This is a genomic window from Rubellimicrobium arenae (assembly GCF_017916275.1).
Taxonomy (GTDB): Bacteria; Pseudomonadota; Alphaproteobacteria; order Rhodobacterales; family Rhodobacteraceae; genus Rubellimicrobium; species Rubellimicrobium arenae.
Genome location: NZ_JAFMST010000001.1, coordinates 363,985 through 378,990, shown reverse-complemented (window position 1 = coordinate 378,990; position 15,006 = coordinate 363,985). Strand labels below are relative to the sequence as shown.

The 15,006-nt window shown below is 68.0% G+C and carries 13 protein-coding genes and 1 pseudogene; 8 read left to right on the top strand and 6 right to left on the bottom strand.

Translation table 11 applies throughout. The features are described 5' to 3' along the window. Nucleotides 1-23 precede the first annotated feature (23 nt). The 3 genes from J3P31_RS01830 to pdxH form a co-directional block, all read right to left on the bottom strand. A complete protein-coding gene (locus J3P31_RS01830; protein ID WP_210526681.1) occupies nucleotides 24-488 on the bottom strand; it encodes a DUF192 domain-containing protein in 465 nt (154 codons plus the stop codon). After that, the gene (locus tag J3P31_RS01825; protein WP_210526680.1) at nucleotides 485-1,018 is read right to left on the bottom strand and encodes a cold-shock protein; all 534 of its coding nucleotides are present in this window, start codon (nucleotides 1,016-1,018) and stop codon (nucleotides 485-487) included. The genes J3P31_RS01830 and J3P31_RS01825 overlap by 4 nt, the downstream gene beginning before the upstream one ends. 125 nt (nucleotides 1,019-1,143) lie before the next feature. Further along, nucleotides 1,144-1,749 carry a pyridoxamine 5'-phosphate oxidase gene (pdxH, locus tag J3P31_RS01820; protein WP_368372997.1) on the bottom strand — a complete coding sequence of 202 codons (606 nt, stop codon included), beginning with the start codon at nucleotides 1,747-1,749 and terminating at the stop codon, nucleotides 1,144-1,146. Between the two features lie 183 nt (nucleotides 1,750-1,932). Here pdxH and fabI point away from each other — a divergent pair, with 183 nt between their 5' ends. The 6 genes from fabI to trpE all read left to right on the top strand — a co-directional run bounded on the left by fabI (nucleotide 1,933) and on the right by trpE (nucleotide 8,534). Beyond that, the gene (gene fabI, locus J3P31_RS01815) at nucleotides 1,933-2,742 is read left to right on the top strand and encodes an enoyl-ACP reductase FabI (RefSeq protein WP_210526678.1); all 810 of its coding nucleotides are present in this window, start codon (nucleotides 1,933-1,935) and stop codon (nucleotides 2,740-2,742) included. After that, complete coding sequence (locus tag J3P31_RS01810) at nucleotides 2,739-3,350, top strand: LysE family translocator (protein ID WP_210526677.1); 612 nt, start codon at nucleotides 2,739-2,741, stop codon at nucleotides 3,348-3,350. Before fabI ends, J3P31_RS01810 begins: the two co-directional genes overlap by 4 nt. 9 nt (nucleotides 3,351-3,359) lie before the next feature. Continuing rightward, nucleotides 3,360-3,863, top strand: coding sequence for a xanthine phosphoribosyltransferase (gpt, locus tag J3P31_RS01805; protein WP_210526676.1), 504 nt, complete (start codon nucleotides 3,360-3,362; stop codon nucleotides 3,861-3,863). Nucleotides 3,864-3,938: 75 nt separating this feature from the next. Beyond that, a complete protein-coding gene (locus tag J3P31_RS01800; RefSeq protein WP_210526675.1) occupies nucleotides 3,939-5,114 on the top strand; it encodes an aminotransferase in 1,176 nt (391 codons plus the stop codon). Nucleotides 5,115-5,184: 70 nt separating this feature from the next. After that, the gene (locus tag J3P31_RS01795) at nucleotides 5,185-7,023 is read left to right on the top strand and encodes a peptidyl-prolyl cis-trans isomerase (protein WP_210526674.1); all 1,839 of its coding nucleotides are present in this window, start codon (nucleotides 5,185-5,187) and stop codon (nucleotides 7,021-7,023) included. Further along, nucleotides 7,023-8,534 (top strand): anthranilate synthase component I, encoded by a 1,512-nt coding sequence (trpE, locus tag J3P31_RS01790; RefSeq protein WP_210526673.1) that lies wholly within the window; start codon nucleotides 7,023-7,025, stop codon nucleotides 8,532-8,534. The genes J3P31_RS01795 and trpE overlap by 1 nt, the downstream gene beginning before the upstream one ends. A gap of 34 nt (nucleotides 8,535-8,568) precedes the next feature. On the opposite strand, the gene dusA is transcribed toward trpE, so the two are convergent. The 3 genes and pseudogenes from dusA to J3P31_RS01775 form a co-directional block, all read right to left on the bottom strand. Next, the gene (dusA, locus tag J3P31_RS01785; protein WP_246849195.1) at nucleotides 8,569-9,579 is read right to left on the bottom strand and encodes a tRNA dihydrouridine(20/20a) synthase DusA; all 1,011 of its coding nucleotides are present in this window, start codon (nucleotides 9,577-9,579) and stop codon (nucleotides 8,569-8,571) included. A 366-nt stretch (nucleotides 9,580-9,945) separates the two neighbouring features. Further along, nucleotides 9,946-10,962, bottom strand: coding sequence for a cytochrome d ubiquinol oxidase subunit II (locus tag J3P31_RS01780; protein ID WP_210526672.1), 1,017 nt, complete (start codon nucleotides 10,960-10,962; stop codon nucleotides 9,946-9,948). Nucleotides 10,963-10,972: 10 nt separating this feature from the next. After that, a pseudogene (locus J3P31_RS01775) lies at nucleotides 10,973-12,325 on the bottom strand (cytochrome ubiquinol oxidase subunit I). A gap of 381 nt (nucleotides 12,326-12,706) precedes the next feature. Between J3P31_RS01775 and J3P31_RS01770 the strand changes: the two are divergent. Together J3P31_RS01770 and J3P31_RS01765 are read left to right on the top strand one after the other, a co-directional pair. Beyond that, nucleotides 12,707-14,410, top strand: a complete 1,704-nt coding sequence (locus J3P31_RS01770; RefSeq protein ID WP_210526671.1) for an alpha-glucosidase — start codon at nucleotides 12,707-12,709, stop codon at nucleotides 14,408-14,410. A gap of 224 nt (nucleotides 14,411-14,634) precedes the next feature. Further along, the gene (locus J3P31_RS01765) at nucleotides 14,635-14,946 is read left to right on the top strand and encodes a hypothetical protein (RefSeq protein ID WP_210526670.1); all 312 of its coding nucleotides are present in this window, start codon (nucleotides 14,635-14,637) and stop codon (nucleotides 14,944-14,946) included. The last annotated feature ends 60 nt before the right edge of the window (nucleotides 14,947-15,006 follow it).

Genomic DNA, 15,006 nt, shown 5'->3' with positions numbered 1-15,006 from the left:
GGCAAGCCCCCGCAGGATGGAGTTCAGTTGCAGGGGAGCGTGGCGCCCTCGCCGATGACGGGATGCTGCAAGGCGTCGCCCACCTCGATCCCAAGACGTTCGGTCAGGCCGCCGTTGACCTCCAGGACATACTGGACTGCGTCCCCGCCAGGGATCGGCGTCCGATCCAGGGGAACCGCATTCTCATGAATTGCTGTGATCCGGCCATCCTGCCCAGCAAAGATCATGTCGAGCGGGATGAGGGTGTTCTCCATCCAGAACGCCACGCTCTGGGGTTTGTCGTAGACGAACAGCATGCCGCCGAGCGTGTCCATCCGCTCCACGTTCATGAGGCCCTGCGCACGTTCGGCCGCATCGTCGGCAACCTGGACAACGAAGTGCGCCTCGCCAAAGCCGCCCCGGATCGTGACCCGGTCGTCCCGGCACTCGGCATGGGCAGCCTGCGTTCCCACCAGCGCCGCAAGAAGGAGGAGAGCGCCGCGGATCATCGGGCCACCCGTCCCGCCACGTCCCAGGCCAGCACCTCGACGGCGAGCCGGCCCCGCTTTCCTTCGATGACACGCAGCCCCACGGCTTCGCCCGGCGCGAGATCCGCGAAGCCGGACTTGCGGAGCACCTCGATGTGCAGGAACACGTCTTCCTCCGATCCCCAGACGTTGGCAAAGCCGAAGCCCTTGCCCTTGTCGAACCACTTCACGCGCGCGGCCTGGAACGGCTGCTCGGCCAGAAGCGCCGGATCCATGTCGGCCAGGTCGGCCAGGCCCGCCCCCGGGGGCACCTCCGGCGGCTGGAGCGCCAGAACGGTCGTGGCCTGCATGCCGCGCTCGGTCCGGGCCACCTCGACCATGATCGCCGAACCGTCGGCCACCGTGCTCTGGCCAAAGCTGCGCAGGACGTTGGCATGAAGGAGAATGTCGGGGCCGCCATCGTCAGCCACCACGAAGCCGAACCCTTTCCCAGGGTCGAACCATTTGACATGACCGCGGACGGTCGGACGTCCGCTCTGGTCTTCAGACATATCTCGAGGTCTCTCTAGCCGCTCGGCGCAAGGCGCGTCGGCCAAGTTTAGGTCAGGGTTTCGAACGTAACTTAACACGCGAACGAGCTACCTCACACCGCAGAAACATCCACGGCGAACTAAAGTCACGGGTTGAGACGCACCACGTCCCATGCCGAGCCAGGGTCCTGGCGGGACCAGCGGAACCGGTCATGCAGGCGAAACGGGCCGTCCGCCCAGAACTCGATCTCGAGCGGGACGAGCCGGAAGCCTCCCCAGAACGGCGGCCGGGGCGGATTGGTCCCATGACGGGCCGTGACCTTGGCCACCTCGGCCAGGAGCGCGGTCCGCGACTCGAGGGGCTGCGACTGCCGGGACGCCCAGGCGCCCAGACGGCTCTGGAGCGAGCGGGAGGCATAATAGTCGTCGGCCTGCGGGCCCTCGACGCGGGAGACGAGCCCGCGGGCCCGAACCTGGCGGCGCAAGGTCTTCCAGTGCATGACGAAGGCGGCACGTCTGGCGGCCTCGATCTCCATGGCCTTCCGGCTTCCGTAATTGGTGTAGAAGACGAAGGCGCCGGCCTCGATCTCCTTGAGGAGGACCATCCGGGCGTTCGGCATCCCGTCCGCATCCACGGTCGCCAAGGCGATCGCGTTCGGGTCGTTGGGCTCGCTCCGTTCGGCCTCGGCCATCCAGGCCCGGGCCAGAACGAATGGGTCCTCACCAGCGAATATGCCTGTCCGGTCTGCCACATCGTCCCCCTTCAAGCTCCGGCGATACCGCCGCCGGGCGACCGGATGCAACCCTAATGTGTCCTGTGACATGTCGAGGGACGCAGCGGCAGGACCCCCTCCAAAGCCCGGTCGGCGGCTCTTGATGGGGCACGGCCGTTCGCCTACACCCGGGCGAAACGCCGCAGGGGAAGGGATGGCCGCATGCAGACGGATCTGCTCAAGGGCAAGCGCGGCCTCATCATGGGGCTGGCGAACGACAAATCCATCGCCTGGGGCATCGCCAAGATGTGCCGCGAGGCGGGGGCGGAGCTCGCCTTCTCGTACCAGGGGGACGCCCTGCTCAAGCGCGTGACGCCACTTGCCGCCGAGGTGGGATCGGACATCGTCCTGCCCTGCGACGTCAGCCGGATGGAGTCGATCGACGCCCTCTTCGAGGAGCTGGGCCGCCGCTGGGGCAAGCTGGACTTCATCGTCCATGCGATCGGCTTTTCGGACAAGGACCAGCTTCGCGGCCGTTACGTCGACACGACCCGCGACAACTTCCTGATGACGATGGACATCTCGGTCTTCTCGTTCACCGCCGTGGTGAAGCGGGCCGAGCCCCTGATGACCGAGGGCGGCTCCTGCCTGACGCTCACCTACTACGGGTCGGAAAAGGTGATGCCGCACTACAACGTCATGGGCGTCGCCAAGGCCGCTCTCGAGGCGTCGGTGCGCTACCTCGCCGAGGACCTGGGCAAGCAGGACATCCGCGTGAACGCGATCAGCGCGGGCACGATCAAGACCCTGGCCGCCTCGGGGATCGGCGACTTCCGCCTGATCCTCAAGTGGAACGAGTACAATTCGCCGCTGCGCCGGACCGTCTCGCAGGAGGAGGTCGGCAAGTCGGCCCTTTATCTCCTGTCCGAGCTCGGCAGCGCGGTCACCGGCGAGGTCCTGCATGTCGACGCGGGCTACCACATCGTCGGCATGAAGGCCGTGGACGCGCCGGACATCTCCAAGGACGCATGACACCTGCCGTCCTCCTGGCCGTCGTCGGGGTGCACCTCCTGGCCGCGATGAGCCCGGGGCCGTCCTTTGTCGTCTGCGTCCGCACGGCGGTCGCGCAAGGCTTCTGGGCCGCGGCGGCCCTGGCGCTGGGCTACGGCATCGGGGCTGCCGTCTGGGCCGCGGCGGCGCTCGCCGGACTGGCCCTGCTGTTCCAGGTCGTCCCGCCCGTGCTCCTCGCGCTCAAGGTGCTGGGTGGAGCCTACCTGATCTGGATCGCCGTCCGGATGTGGCAGCATGCGGGCGCGCCGGTCGAGGCCGACGGCGCGACCGCCCCCCGGTCCGCCCGGGCCGCCGTGCGCTTCGGCGTGCTGACCTTCATGACCAATCCCAAGCCCGCCGTGTTCTTCGGCGCGGTGTTCGTAGGCCTCGTGCCGCCCGAAACTTCCCTCGCCTGGAAGTCCGCCATTGTCGCCGTCATCTTCATCGACGAGACGCTCTGGTATCTGCTGGTGGCGCGGGCTCTTTCGTTGTCCGCTCCGCGAGCGGCCTATCTGAGGCTCAAGGCCTCGCTCGACCGGGTCTTCGGCGTCCTGCTGGGGGTCCTGGGACTCGAGATCGCGCTCACCTGAGAGGACGTCATGACCGACCGCCTGCCCCATGAAAAAGGCTTCCACATTTCCTGGGACCAGATCCACCGCGACAGCCGCGCCCTGGCCTGGCGGCTCGATGGCCAGGGGCCGGACGCCGGCGCCTGGAGGGCCGTGGTCGCCATCACCCGCGGCGGCATGGCGCCGGCCATGATCGTGAGCCGTGAACTCGGCATCCGGACGGTCGATACGATCAGCGTCAAGAGCTATGACCATCAGGCCCAGAGCGAGGCGCGGGTCCTGAAGGCGCCGGACTCCGCCCTCATGGGCGATGGCACCGGGATCCTGATCGTCGACGACCTCGTGGATTCGGGCCGCACGCTGGAGCTTGTCCGGCAGATGTATCCCAAGGCGCACTTTGCCACGGTCTATGCCAAGCCGAAGGGCAAGCCCCAGGTGGACACCTACATCACCGAGGTGAGCCAGGACACCTGGATCTTCTTCCCCTGGGACATGGCCCTCCAGTACGTCGAGCCGTATCGCGGACGCGACTAGGAGGTCGAGGGGCGGCCCGGCTTGGTGGCGCCCCCGACCCGGTGTCCATTCCCTCACCCCGACTGCGGATTTCCCATGCCCCTGCCTCGCACCGCCATGACCTTCGCGCCGCCCGTGATGGAGGCGCGGCGCTGGCTCGACGGCGTCGAGTTCCCGCCGAACCGCCCTCTCATCAACGTCAGCCAGGCCGCGCCGGTGGATCCGCCCCCCGCTCCCTTGCGGGAGGCCATGTCCGAGATGGTGCTGTCGGATCCGTCCGTGCACCTTTACGGACCGGTGCTGGGCCTGTCGCCCCTGCGCGAGGAGATCGCGGTTCGCTGGAGCGCGGCCTACGGGGGCGCCATCGCAGCGGACCAGGTCGCCATCACCTCCGGCTGCAACCAGGCCTATTGCGCGGCGATCGCGACGCTTTGCAGCGAAGGGGACGAGGTCATCCTTCCGGTGCCCTACTACTTCAATCACCGGATGTGGAACGACATGGCGGGCGCGGTGACCGTGCCCCTGCCCTGCGGCCCGGGCCTGATTCCCGAAGCCGAACGGGCGGCCGCCCTGATCACGCCTCGCACCCGGGCCATCGTGCTCGTGTCCCCGAACAACCCTGGAGGGGCGGAATATCCGGCCGCAGCGCTGAGAGCGTTCCTCGATTTGGCCCGCAGCCGTCGCATCGCCCTGATCGTGGACGAAACCTACCGCGACTTCGACTCGCGCGAGGGTGCCCCGCATGACCTGTTCCGCGATCCGGAATGGGACGACACCCTCATCCATCTGTATTCCTTCTCCAAGGCCTACAGACTGACGGGGCACCGCGTGGGGGCGATCCTGTCGTCCCGGACCCGGCTGGCCGAGGTCGAGAAATTCCTGGACACGGTGGCGATCTGCCCACCGCAGGTCGGCCAGCACGCCGCGCTCTGGGGGATGCGGCACCTGGGCGACTGGGTCGCGGCCGAGCGTCTCGAGATTCTGGACCGTCGGGCCGCGATGGTCGAAGGCTTCGGTCGGCTCGGGGCCAAGGGCTGGAACCTGCTTGGCTGCGGGGCCTACTTCGCCTATGCCACGCACCCCTTCGAGCAGCCGTCGGACCAGCTGGCCAAGCGGCTGGTGCGCGAGGCTGGCGTGCTGCTCCTGCCTGGAACTATGTTCATGCCCGACGGCATGGCCGAGGGCGCGCGCGGCCTCCGCATCGCGTTCGCCAACGTGGACCGGGAGGGGATCGGGGCCCTGCTCGACCGGCTCGACGTCGTGACCCCCTGATGCTTGCGTGTGTTCCCCGGCCCGCCTATGCAGGGCCCGCCCCGTGAGAGGGCGCTAGGGGGACACGGCCATGGCGGCGCGCAAGGGCAACAAACTGGTTTACTGGCTCATGCTGGGGCTCATCGTCCTGGGCTTCGGGGGCTGGTTCACGGGGGGTGGCCGGGTGCGCTCCACCGACATGGGGACGGTCGGCGGACTGGAACTCCCGGCCCAGACCTATGCCAATGCGCTTCAGGCCCAGATCCGGCAGATGGAGCAGCAGACCGGCCAGCGTCCGACCATGGAGCAGATCCAGGCCATGGGCCTGGACCGGGCCGTCCTGGCGCAGGTGGTGACCCAGCGGGTGCTGGACGCCGAAGCGCAGCGGCTCGGACTTTCGGTCGGGGACATCCGGGTGGCGGATGCCGTTCGCGGCACGCCGGCCTTCCAGGGAGTCGATGGCAACTTCGACCGCGACCTCTACCGCGAGCAGCTTCGCCGCGCCGGCCTGACCGAGGCCAGCTACGAGAATTCGCTGCGGGGCGACACCACCCGCACGATCCTCCAGGCCGCCGTGCTGGGCGGCGTGCCGGAGCCGGTGACCTACAGCCGGATCCTGGCCGCCTATTCCAACGAAAAGCGGAGCGTCACCTGGGCGCCGGTCGGGCCCGAGGCCGTCACCAGCCTGCCCGAGCCCACGGACGAGGATCTCCAGGCCTACTATGACGACCACCCCGACGAGTTCACCGCGCCCGAGGTCCGGCAGATCAGCTATGCCTGGCTGACGCCGGACATGATCCAGGGGCAGATGTCGGTGTCCGACCAGGAGATCCAGGACCTGTACAACAGCCGCCTCGGAGAATTCGTCAAGGAAGAGCGCCGGTTGGTCGAGCGGCTGGTCTTCCCCGACGAGCAGGCGGCGCAGGCGGCCAAGGGGCGGCTCGACTCAGGGGACGTCAGCTTCGACGCGCTCGTGGAGGAGCGCGGCCTCCTGCTGTCGGACATAGATCTGGGCGACGTCTCCCGCAGCGAACTCGATGGCGCCGGGGACGCGGTCTTCGGGGCGGCGAGCGGATCGGTCGTCGGTCCGCTGCCGACCGGCCTTGGGCCCGCGCTGTTCCGGATCAATGCCGTGATCGCTGCCGACGAGACCACCCTGGAGGAGGCCACGCCGGACTTGCGGAACGAGATCGCCAACGAGAAGGCCCAGTCCGTCATCGCCGACCTGCGATCGCAGGTCGAGGATCTGACCGCCGGGGGCGCCACGATCGAGGACCTCGCCGAGCGGACGGATCTCGAACCCGGCCAGATCGACTGGTCGGAAGGCATGAGCGACGGCCCTGCGGCCTACCAGGAGTTCCGCGACGCGGCCGCCGCGGCGCGGGAGGGCGACTTCCCGAAGCCGGTCGACCTGTCGGACGGCGGTCTCATGGTGCTGCGCCTCGACGGCGTGACGCCGGCCGAGCTCCGTCCCCTGGACGAAGTTGCTGCGGATGTCCGCGCGGGCTGGGATGCCCAGGCCCGGCGCGAGGCCGTGCTAGCCGCGGCCAAGGCCCAGGCGGAGGCGATCTCGGCTGGTGCGAGATTCGAGGATCAGGGACTGACGCCCGAGACCGAACCCGCGCTCACCCGGCGAGGAGCCGTCGAGGGGACGCCCCCCGACTTCGTGAGCACGGCGTTCTCGCTGGCCCAAGGCGAAGCCCGTGCCCTGCCGGTCGGCGACGGCGCGGTGGTGCTTCGGCTGGACAGCATCACCACGGCGCCCGAGGACGACCCCGCCGTCGTCGCCGAGCGGACGACCCTCGCCTCCCAGATCTCGGGCGCGATATCCCGGGACATCTTCGACGCCTTTGCCCGGCAACTCCAGGCCGGCACTGAGATCCGCATCAACGACCAGGCCGTGGCGGCCGTGAACGGCCAGATTAACTGATGTCGCTGTTCCCCGACTTTGCCGCCTTCCGGGATGGCTACGACGCGGGCCGGAACCAGGTGGTCTGGACCCGCCTGGCCGCCGATCTGGACACGCCGGTGTCCCTGATGCTCAAGCTGGCCGGCGCGGCCAAGCATTCCTTCATGCTGGAAAGCGTGACGGGCGGAGAAGTCCGGGGGCGCTACTCGATCATCGGCCTGAACCCGGATCTGGTCTGGGAATGCCGCGGCGCCACGAGCCGGCTGAACCGAACCGCGCGCTACGACGATGATGCCTTCGAGTCGATGGACGGCCCGCCGGTCGAGGCGCTGAGGTCCCTGTTGGCGGAATGCCGGATCGACCTTCCCGCCGGGCTGCCCGCCGCTTCGGCCGGGCTGTTCGGCTACCTGGGCTACGACATGATCCGGCTGATCGAGAACCTCCCCGATCAGCGCCCGGACCCGCTCGGCCTTCCGGACGCGGTCCTGCTGCGGCCCTCGGTCGTCGCCGTGCTGGACGGGGTGAAGGGGGACGTGATCCTCGTGGCGCCAGCCTGGACGGGATCGGGCCTTCCGGCCAAGGCGGCCTACGCCCAGGCTGCAGAGCGCGTGATGGACGCCCAGCGGGCGCTGGAACGGGGCGTGCCCCAGGCGGCCCGCGTTCTGGGGGAACCCTGCGAGCCTTCTCCCCCCGTGTCCAACTTCACCAAGGCTGGCTACATGTCGGCTGTGGAAAAGGCCAAGGAGTACATCCGGGCCGGAGACATCTTTCAGGTGGTTCCGGCGCAGCGCTGGACGCAGACCTTCCGCGAGCCTCCCTTCGCCTTGTACCGGAGCCTGCGGCGGACGAACCCGTCCCCCTTCATGTTCTTCTTCAACTTCGGCGGCTTTCAGGTGATCGGAGCTTCGCCCGAGATCCTGGTCAGGGTCTTCGGCAAGCAGGTGACGATCCGTCCCATCGCCGGGACCCGCCCCCGCGGCGCCACGCCGGAGGAGGATCGCGACAACGAGGCGTCGCTGCTGGCGGATCAGAAGGAGCGGGCGGAGCACCTGATGCTGCTTGATCTGGGCCGCAACGACGTTGGCCGGGTGTCCAAGCCCGGAACCGTGCGCCCGACGGAGACCTTCACGATCGAACGGTATTCCCACGTCATGCACATCGTGTCCAACGTGGTCGGCGAACTGGCCGAGGGCGAGGACGCCCTGTCGGCCTTCTTTGCCGGGATGCCGGCCGGCACGGTGTCGGGCGCGCCCAAGGTCCGCGCGATGCAGATCATCGACGAGCTCGAGCCGGAAAAGCGCGGCGTCTATGCGGGCGGCGTCGGGTACTTCAGCGCGAACGGGGACATGGACATGTGCATCGCGCTCCGGACCGCCGTGCTCAAGGGGGACAAGCTTCACATCCAGGCGGGTGGCGGCGTGGTCTACGACAGCGACCCCGAGGCCGAGTACATGGAGACCGTGCACAAGTCGAACGCCATCCGGAAGGCCGCCGAGGATGCGGCGATGTTCCGGCCCGACGGCAACAGCTGAACGGCCCCGCGCCCGTCCGGTCGAGCGGGCCGTCTCAGGCGGCAGCCGGCTCGACCTCGACAGCCGAGAGCGCCCGGCGGAGCACGTCCAGCCCTGCTCCCGGCCTGTTCGCCTCTTCCGAAAGGATGCGTCGCCAGGCGCGCGCGCCGGGGCGCCCCGTGAACAGGCCGAGCATGTGTCGCGTGACCTGATGCAGGCGTCCTCCGCCGGCGAGATGCTCATCGATATAGGGCATCATGGCGCAGACGGCCTCTTCGGGGTGCCCGAACGGGTCGGCCGTCCCCCAGAGACGGCTGTCGGCTCGGCCAAGGACATCCCACGGAGAATGGTAAGCGGCCCGCCCGATCATCACGCCGTCCATTCCCTGGGCCAGCAGGTCCGTAGCCTGGCCCAGGCTGGTGATCCCTCCGTTGATCGTCATGTGCAGATCGGGGAACGCCTGCTTCATCCGAAGCACAAGCGGGTAGTCGAGGGGCGGCACGTCCCGGTTTTCTTTGGGGGACAGGCCCTGGAGCCAGGCCTTTCGGGCATGCACGGTCACGCGCCGCACCCCGGCGCGCGAGATCGCCTCGAGGAACCGCGGCAGAGCGACGGCGGGGTCCTGCTCGTCCACGCCGATGCGGCACTTGACGGTGATCTCGGATGCCGTGGCGTCCTGCATGGCCCTGACGCAGTCGGCCACCAGATCGGGCTGCTGCATCAGCACGGCGCCAAAGCATCCCGACTGGACGCGGTCGGACGGGCAGCCGCAGTTCAGGTTCACCTCGGAGTAGCCGAACGCGCTGCCGATCCGGGCCGCCTCCGCCAGTTCGGCCGGATCGGATCCACCGAGTTGCAGGGCCACCGGCTGCTCCATCTCCGCAAAGGCGAGAAGGCGTACGCGATCCCCATGGCGCACGGCCGCAGCGGTGACCATCTCGGTATAGAGCAGGGTCTGACGGGACAGCATCCGGTGCAAGGCGCGGCAATGACGGTCGGTCCAGTCCATCATCGGTGCGACGGACAGGCGTGCGGCGTTGGTCAGCCCGGGATGGACCTGGTTCATGGGGACTCCGCTTTCCTGCATCATGATTGATCGATCATTGCGTCCGATTGCTTCCGCCAGTGGTCCCGACGGCCCGACATGTGGTCCAGAGGGCGACGCCTTACAACATCATGGCAGCAAACCGAAGCCCCGGTGCAGGTCGGAACGCTCGCGCGGTCGTTCGTGGCAGAGGGGAGAAAGAATTCCGCACGGACTGACGCCGCCCCTCGGACACGCTGGTGACAGTCCACGGCGAGCCAGGGGATCAACGCCCCCTGCCCCTCGGTTTGCGGTGGTCGAACCGTCATCCGGTTGAGGTCGCGTTGCGAGGTCCTCCCGGCGCGACCATCCTGCAGCAGCGCCCGGCCTTGGCTCCGGGACGTCGGATCATTCGTAGCGGAGGGTTCCCAGCTTGCCGCGGAAGACCCAATAGCTGAACGCCGTGTAGGCAAGGATCATGGGAAGCACGAACACGCTTGCTGTCAGGATGACGGCGAGGCTCTCGGGCGCGGCAGCCACCTCCCAGATCGTCAGCGTTCCCGGAACGACATAGGGGTAGAACGAGAAGGCCAGCCCCACGAAGGCCAGCACGAAGATCCCAACCGCGCCGGCAAAGGGCACCCAGTTCCATCGGTCGCCGGGCCGCGGATAGCGACCAAGCGCCAGCCATAACCCTGCCAGCAGGGCCGCCGTTGCCAACGGGATCGGGGCAAGCAGAAGCACGTTCGGCAGGGAGAACCATTTGGCGAAGATCCTGTCGCTGATGAGCGGCGTGGCCACCGACACCGCCACCAACCCTAACGCGGCGAAGCCCAGCGTGCTCCGCGCCCACTGCGCGGCCCGGCGCTGAAGCTCGCCCTCGGCCTTCACGACGAGCCAGCAGGCCCCGATGAAGGCGTAGGCGGCGGCCAGCCCCAGCGCGGTCACGGCGGCGAACAGGTTCGCCGCCCAGCCCTGCTGGAAGCCCAAGACGTAGGAGCCCAGCATCCAGCCCTGCGCCAACGCCGCCAGAGCGGAGCCGCCCAGGAAGGCCCGGTCCCACGACAGCTTCGAGCCCGGGGCCATCTTGGTGCGGAACTTGAACGCCACACCCCGGAGGATCAGCCCAAGGAGCATGAGCGCCACCGGCAGGTACAGGGCGCCCAGGATGACCCCGTGCGCCATTGGGAAGGCCACCAGGAGAAGCCCCGTCGCCAGCACCAGCCACGTCTCGTTGGCGTCCCAGAAGGGTCCGATGGCGGCGATCATCGCGTCTCGTTCCGCCTCGTCCCGTGCCCCGCCGAGGAGCAGGCCCACCCCGAGGTCATAGCCGTCGAGAACCACGTAAAGCAGGATGGCAAGGCCCATCAGGCCGGCAAAGGCGGCCGGCAGCCAGAGCGCCGGCGCGTATCCCAGAAGTTCCATGGCGGCCTCCTCAGGCTTGGCTCGGGACGGGCACCGCGCCCGGCCCTTCCACAGTGACGTCGGTGCGCCGGCCCTTGCCGGCGAGGTAGTAGAGGGTGCCCACATAGGCCGCGAGGAGGAACGCATAGAGCCCCATGTAGCCCAGGAAGGTGGTGGCGATCATGGCGGCCGGAACGTCCGAAGCGGCCTCGTGGGTGGCCAGCACGCCGTAGACCAGTCAGGGCTGCCGCCCGATCTCCGTGACATACCAGCCCGAGATCGTCGCGACCCACCCCGAGAAGGTCATGGCGACAAGCGCGGCCCCGACCAGGGTTCCGGGCTCGCCCCGCCGCCAGAGCCGCCAGGCGGCGACCCAGGCGACGGCCAGCATCGCCATGCCCGTGCCCACCATCACGCGGAACGACCAGAAGACCGGAGACACCGGAGGGTGCCGCTCCTCGAACTGATCCAACCCGGGCACCACGCCGGCGGCATCGTGCTTCAGGATCCAGCTTGCCCCCGACGGGATGCCGATCTCGAAACGGTTCTCGCGCGCGGCCTCGTCCGGGATCGCGAAGAGCACGAGCGGGGTATGGGGCCCAGTCTCCCAGTTGGCTTCGATCGCGGCGATCTTGGCGGGCTGATGCTCCAGGGTGTTCAGGCCGTGCATGTCGCCTACGAAGATCTGAACGGGGATCAGCACCGCCGCCACGGTCACGCCCAGTCGCAGGCCGTTGCGAACGGCGGGCGCGCGGTCGCCGCGCAGCCAGCGCCAGGCCGACATTCCGGCCACAAGAAAGGCTGCCGTCAGCCCCGAGGCCAGCAGCATATGGGCAAGGCGGATGGGCATCGAAGGATTGAAGACGATGGCGCTCCAGTCCGTGGCGTGGGCGACGCCATCGCGCATCTCGAAGCCGGCGGGCGTATGCATCCAGGACGACAGGGCGATGATCCAGAACGCCGAGAGCGTGGTGCCGATCGCCACCAGCGCGGTCGCGATCGTATGCGCCCAGTTCGCCACGCGGCCGTGGCCGAAGAGCATGACGCCGATGAACACGGCTTCGAGGAAGAAGGCCGTCATGACCTCATAGGCCAGCAAGGGCCCGGCGATGTTGCCGACGGTGTTCATGAAGCCAGGCCAGTTCGTCCCGAACTGGAAGCTCATGACGATGCCGGACACGACACCCAGCGAGAAGGTCAGCGCGAAGACCTTCACCCAGAACCTGTAAAGCTCCATCCAGGCAGAGTCGCGCGTCCAGGTGAATCGGAGCTTCATGAAGAGGAGCATCCAGCCCAGCGCGATGGTGATCGTCGGGAACAGGATGTGGAATGTGATGTTGGCCGCGAACTGAAGGCGGGCCAGGAGGACTGGATCGTCCAGCACGTCGTCGTCTCCCTCGGATGGGACGCCACCCCCGAGCGGCGTCGAAAGAGGGTCCGACATCGCGGGGCAACCAGCCGCCGCCAGAGGGGCCCGGACCCCCGTCGCGCCTTTACATGAGCGTCATGCGGCAACGCAGCAAGGCGGTGCGACGCCGTGTCCCGGGCGGCGGGCGAGTACGCCGGATGATTGATATGTCAGGAAAAAAGATCGGCCGGGGAGCCCGACGAAGCCGCTCCTAAACGATCCTCGGGGAGGTCCAGATCGGCAGCCGCCCAGCGGCATCGGGCGGTCCAGCGCAGGCCCTTGCGGCGTCCACCGAAGCACCGGGACAGCGAGGCCGATCGCGCTAGCCTTAGCATCGACATGCCGAAGGGGCCCACCATGCCGCAACACGCCTCCACCCTGACCGAGACACCTGACGTCCCGAGCCGACGTTGGTGGAAGGAGGCCGTGGTCTATCAGGTCTATCCGCGCTCGTTCGCCGACTCCGACGGCGACGGCATCGGCGACCTGCCCGGCCTGATCTCCAGGCTCGATCACATCACAGGCCTCGGCGTGGACGTGATCTGGCTCAGCCCCCATTTCGACTCTCCGAATGCCGACAACGGGTATGACATCCGGGATTATCGAAAGGTCATGCACGAGTTCGGCACGATGGAGGACTTCGATCGCCTCCTGGCCGAATGCTCCGCCCGCGGGCTCCGCCTCATCATCGACCTCGTGGTGAACCACACGAGCGACGAGCACGCGTGGTTCGCCGAAAGCCGCAGCTCCCGCGGGAATCCCAAGCGCGATTATTACATCTGGCGGGATGGATCGGACGGGGTTCCGAACAACTGGCCCTCGTTCTTCGGGGGCTCTGCCTGGACGAAGGACGAACCGACAGGCGACTACTACCTTCACCTGTTCGCGGCAAAGCAGCCGGACCTGAACTGGGACAACCCCGAGGTGCGGGCCGAGGTCTACGACCTGATGCGGTTCTGGCTTGACAAGGGCGTGGCGGGCTTCCGCATGGACGTCATCCCCTTCATTTCCAAGGATCCCTCGTTCCCCGACCTGACGGCCGAGCAGCTGCGGGCGCCGCAGGACGTTTATGCGAACGGCCCCCGGGTCCACGATTACCTGCAGGAGATGAACCGCGAGGTGCTCTCGCGCTATGACGTCATGACCGTGGGCGAGGCCTTCGGGGTTAGCGACAGGCAGGCCTCCCTGTTCGTGGCCGAGGACCGGCACGAGCTGAACATGGTCTTCCACTTCGATGTTGTCCGCCTCGACCGGGAGGGGTGGCGCAGGACGCCCTGGAGCCTGCCGGACCTGAAGGCCGTCTACACCCGCCTCGACCACGCAGTCGGGGGCACCGGCTGGAACACCGTGTTCCTGGGCAACCATGACACGCCCCGCGCGGTCAGCCACTTCGGCGACGACAGCGCCCCCTGCCGCGTCCCGTCGGCCAAGGCGCTGGCAACGATGATGCTGGCCCAGCGCGGCACGCCCTTCATCTACCAGGGGGAAGAGCTCGGGATGACGAACTACCCCTTCCAGAGCATCGACCAGTTCGACGACGTCGAGGTCAAAGGCCTCTGGGCGGACTGGGTGGAGACCGGGCGGGTCGAAGGGGAGGAGCTCCTCTCGCATCTGCGCCACACGAGCCGTGACCATGCGCGCACCCCCATGCAGTGGACTGGCGGACGCCATGCCGGTTTCACCACTGGTCCCAACCCCTGGTTCGCGATTCACCCGAACCATTCCGAAGTCAACGCTGCCGCCGCCCTCGTGGACGAGCATTCCGTCTATCGGCATTACCAGCGCCTCATCGCGCTGCGGCGCGCCGAGCCTGCGCTGGTCTATGGCGACTACCTCGACCTTGATCCTGCTCACGAGCGATTGTTCGTCTTTTCGCGCTCGCTCGGGGGCGATCACCTGCTGGTGGTCGTCAACTTCAGCCGGGACCCCGAGCCATTCGCGCTGCCCGCAGGTCCCGAGGCCTGGCGCACGCTCCTGAGCAACGATCCGGGACGGGACACCGGTCCATTGAGGGGGGATGTGACGCTCGGCCCCTGGGAGGCGCTCATCCTCAAGGCCTGACGTTGCCTGCGCATTGCAGAGACCCAGGCGGCGCGCGGCGCACCGACATCTTGGTTCGCCCTCACGGATGCTAAGGAAGCGAGCACGTCGCGGGGGGTGCGGCAGACCGCAGCCGTCATGGGCTCGGTTGCCGCGGGAACGTCCGGCTCACCCTGTCGCCGGGTCCGATCGACGCACTGGCGCCCGGGCCGAAGTCATGTATCGTGGTGGCAGGGAGCGTCGCCATGCCGAACCTTATCCGTCTTTATATTCTCAACGTGTTCGCGGGCTTCGGGCTCGCCGTGACCTTCGTCGCCCTGCTGCTGGTCTTCGATGTCGGTGGCCTGCGGCATCTGGTGCTGGAGACCAAGACGGGATGGCTGGGTGGCGTGATGCTGGTCGTGTTCAACGGGATCGTCTTCGCAGGCGTGCAGTTCGGGATCGCGATCATGCGCATGGCCGCCGACGAGGACGGCACTCCGCCCGGCGGCAGATCGGTCCGACCCTCCCCCGCGATGGCCCTGGTCGAAGTGCCGGTCACCCGCGACCGGCGCTGACGCCGAACAGCCTGCCGTCCGATACGAACGACGTAGCGACGGTGGCACCCGCGCGGGCTG

What these genes read in the sequence shown, in the direction of transcription:
- J3P31_RS01830 (WP_210526681.1), bottom strand. Translation starts at nt 488, where the DNA reads ATGATCCGCGGCGCTCTCCTCCTTCTTGCGGCGCTGGTGGGAACGCAG.
- J3P31_RS01825 (WP_210526680.1), bottom strand. Translation starts at nt 1,018, where the DNA reads ATGTCTGAAGACCAGAGCGGACGTCCGACCGTCCGCGGTCATGTCAAA.
- fabI (WP_210526678.1), top strand. Translation starts at nt 1,933, where the DNA reads ATGCAGACGGATCTGCTCAAGGGCAAGCGCGGCCTCATCATGGGGCTG.
- J3P31_RS01810 (WP_210526677.1), top strand. Translation starts at nt 2,739, where the DNA reads ATGACACCTGCCGTCCTCCTGGCCGTCGTCGGGGTGCACCTCCTGGCC.
- gpt (WP_210526676.1), top strand. Translation starts at nt 3,360, where the DNA reads ATGACCGACCGCCTGCCCCATGAAAAAGGCTTCCACATTTCCTGGGAC.
- J3P31_RS01800 (WP_210526675.1), top strand. Translation starts at nt 3,939, where the DNA reads ATGCCCCTGCCTCGCACCGCCATGACCTTCGCGCCGCCCGTGATGGAG.
- J3P31_RS01795 (WP_210526674.1), top strand. Translation starts at nt 5,185, where the DNA reads ATGGCGGCGCGCAAGGGCAACAAACTGGTTTACTGGCTCATGCTGGGG.
- trpE (WP_210526673.1), top strand. Translation starts at nt 7,023, where the DNA reads ATGTCGCTGTTCCCCGACTTTGCCGCCTTCCGGGATGGCTACGACGCG.
- dusA (WP_246849195.1), bottom strand. Translation starts at nt 9,579, where the DNA reads ATGAACCAGGTCCATCCCGGGCTGACCAACGCCGCACGCCTGTCCGTC.
- J3P31_RS01780 (WP_210526672.1), bottom strand. Translation starts at nt 10,962, where the DNA reads ATGGAACTTCTGGGATACGCGCCGGCGCTCTGGCTGCCGGCCGCCTTT.
- J3P31_RS01770 (WP_210526671.1), top strand. Translation starts at nt 12,707, where the DNA reads ATGCCGCAACACGCCTCCACCCTGACCGAGACACCTGACGTCCCGAGC.
- J3P31_RS01765 (WP_210526670.1), top strand. Translation starts at nt 14,635, where the DNA reads ATGCCGAACCTTATCCGTCTTTATATTCTCAACGTGTTCGCGGGCTTC.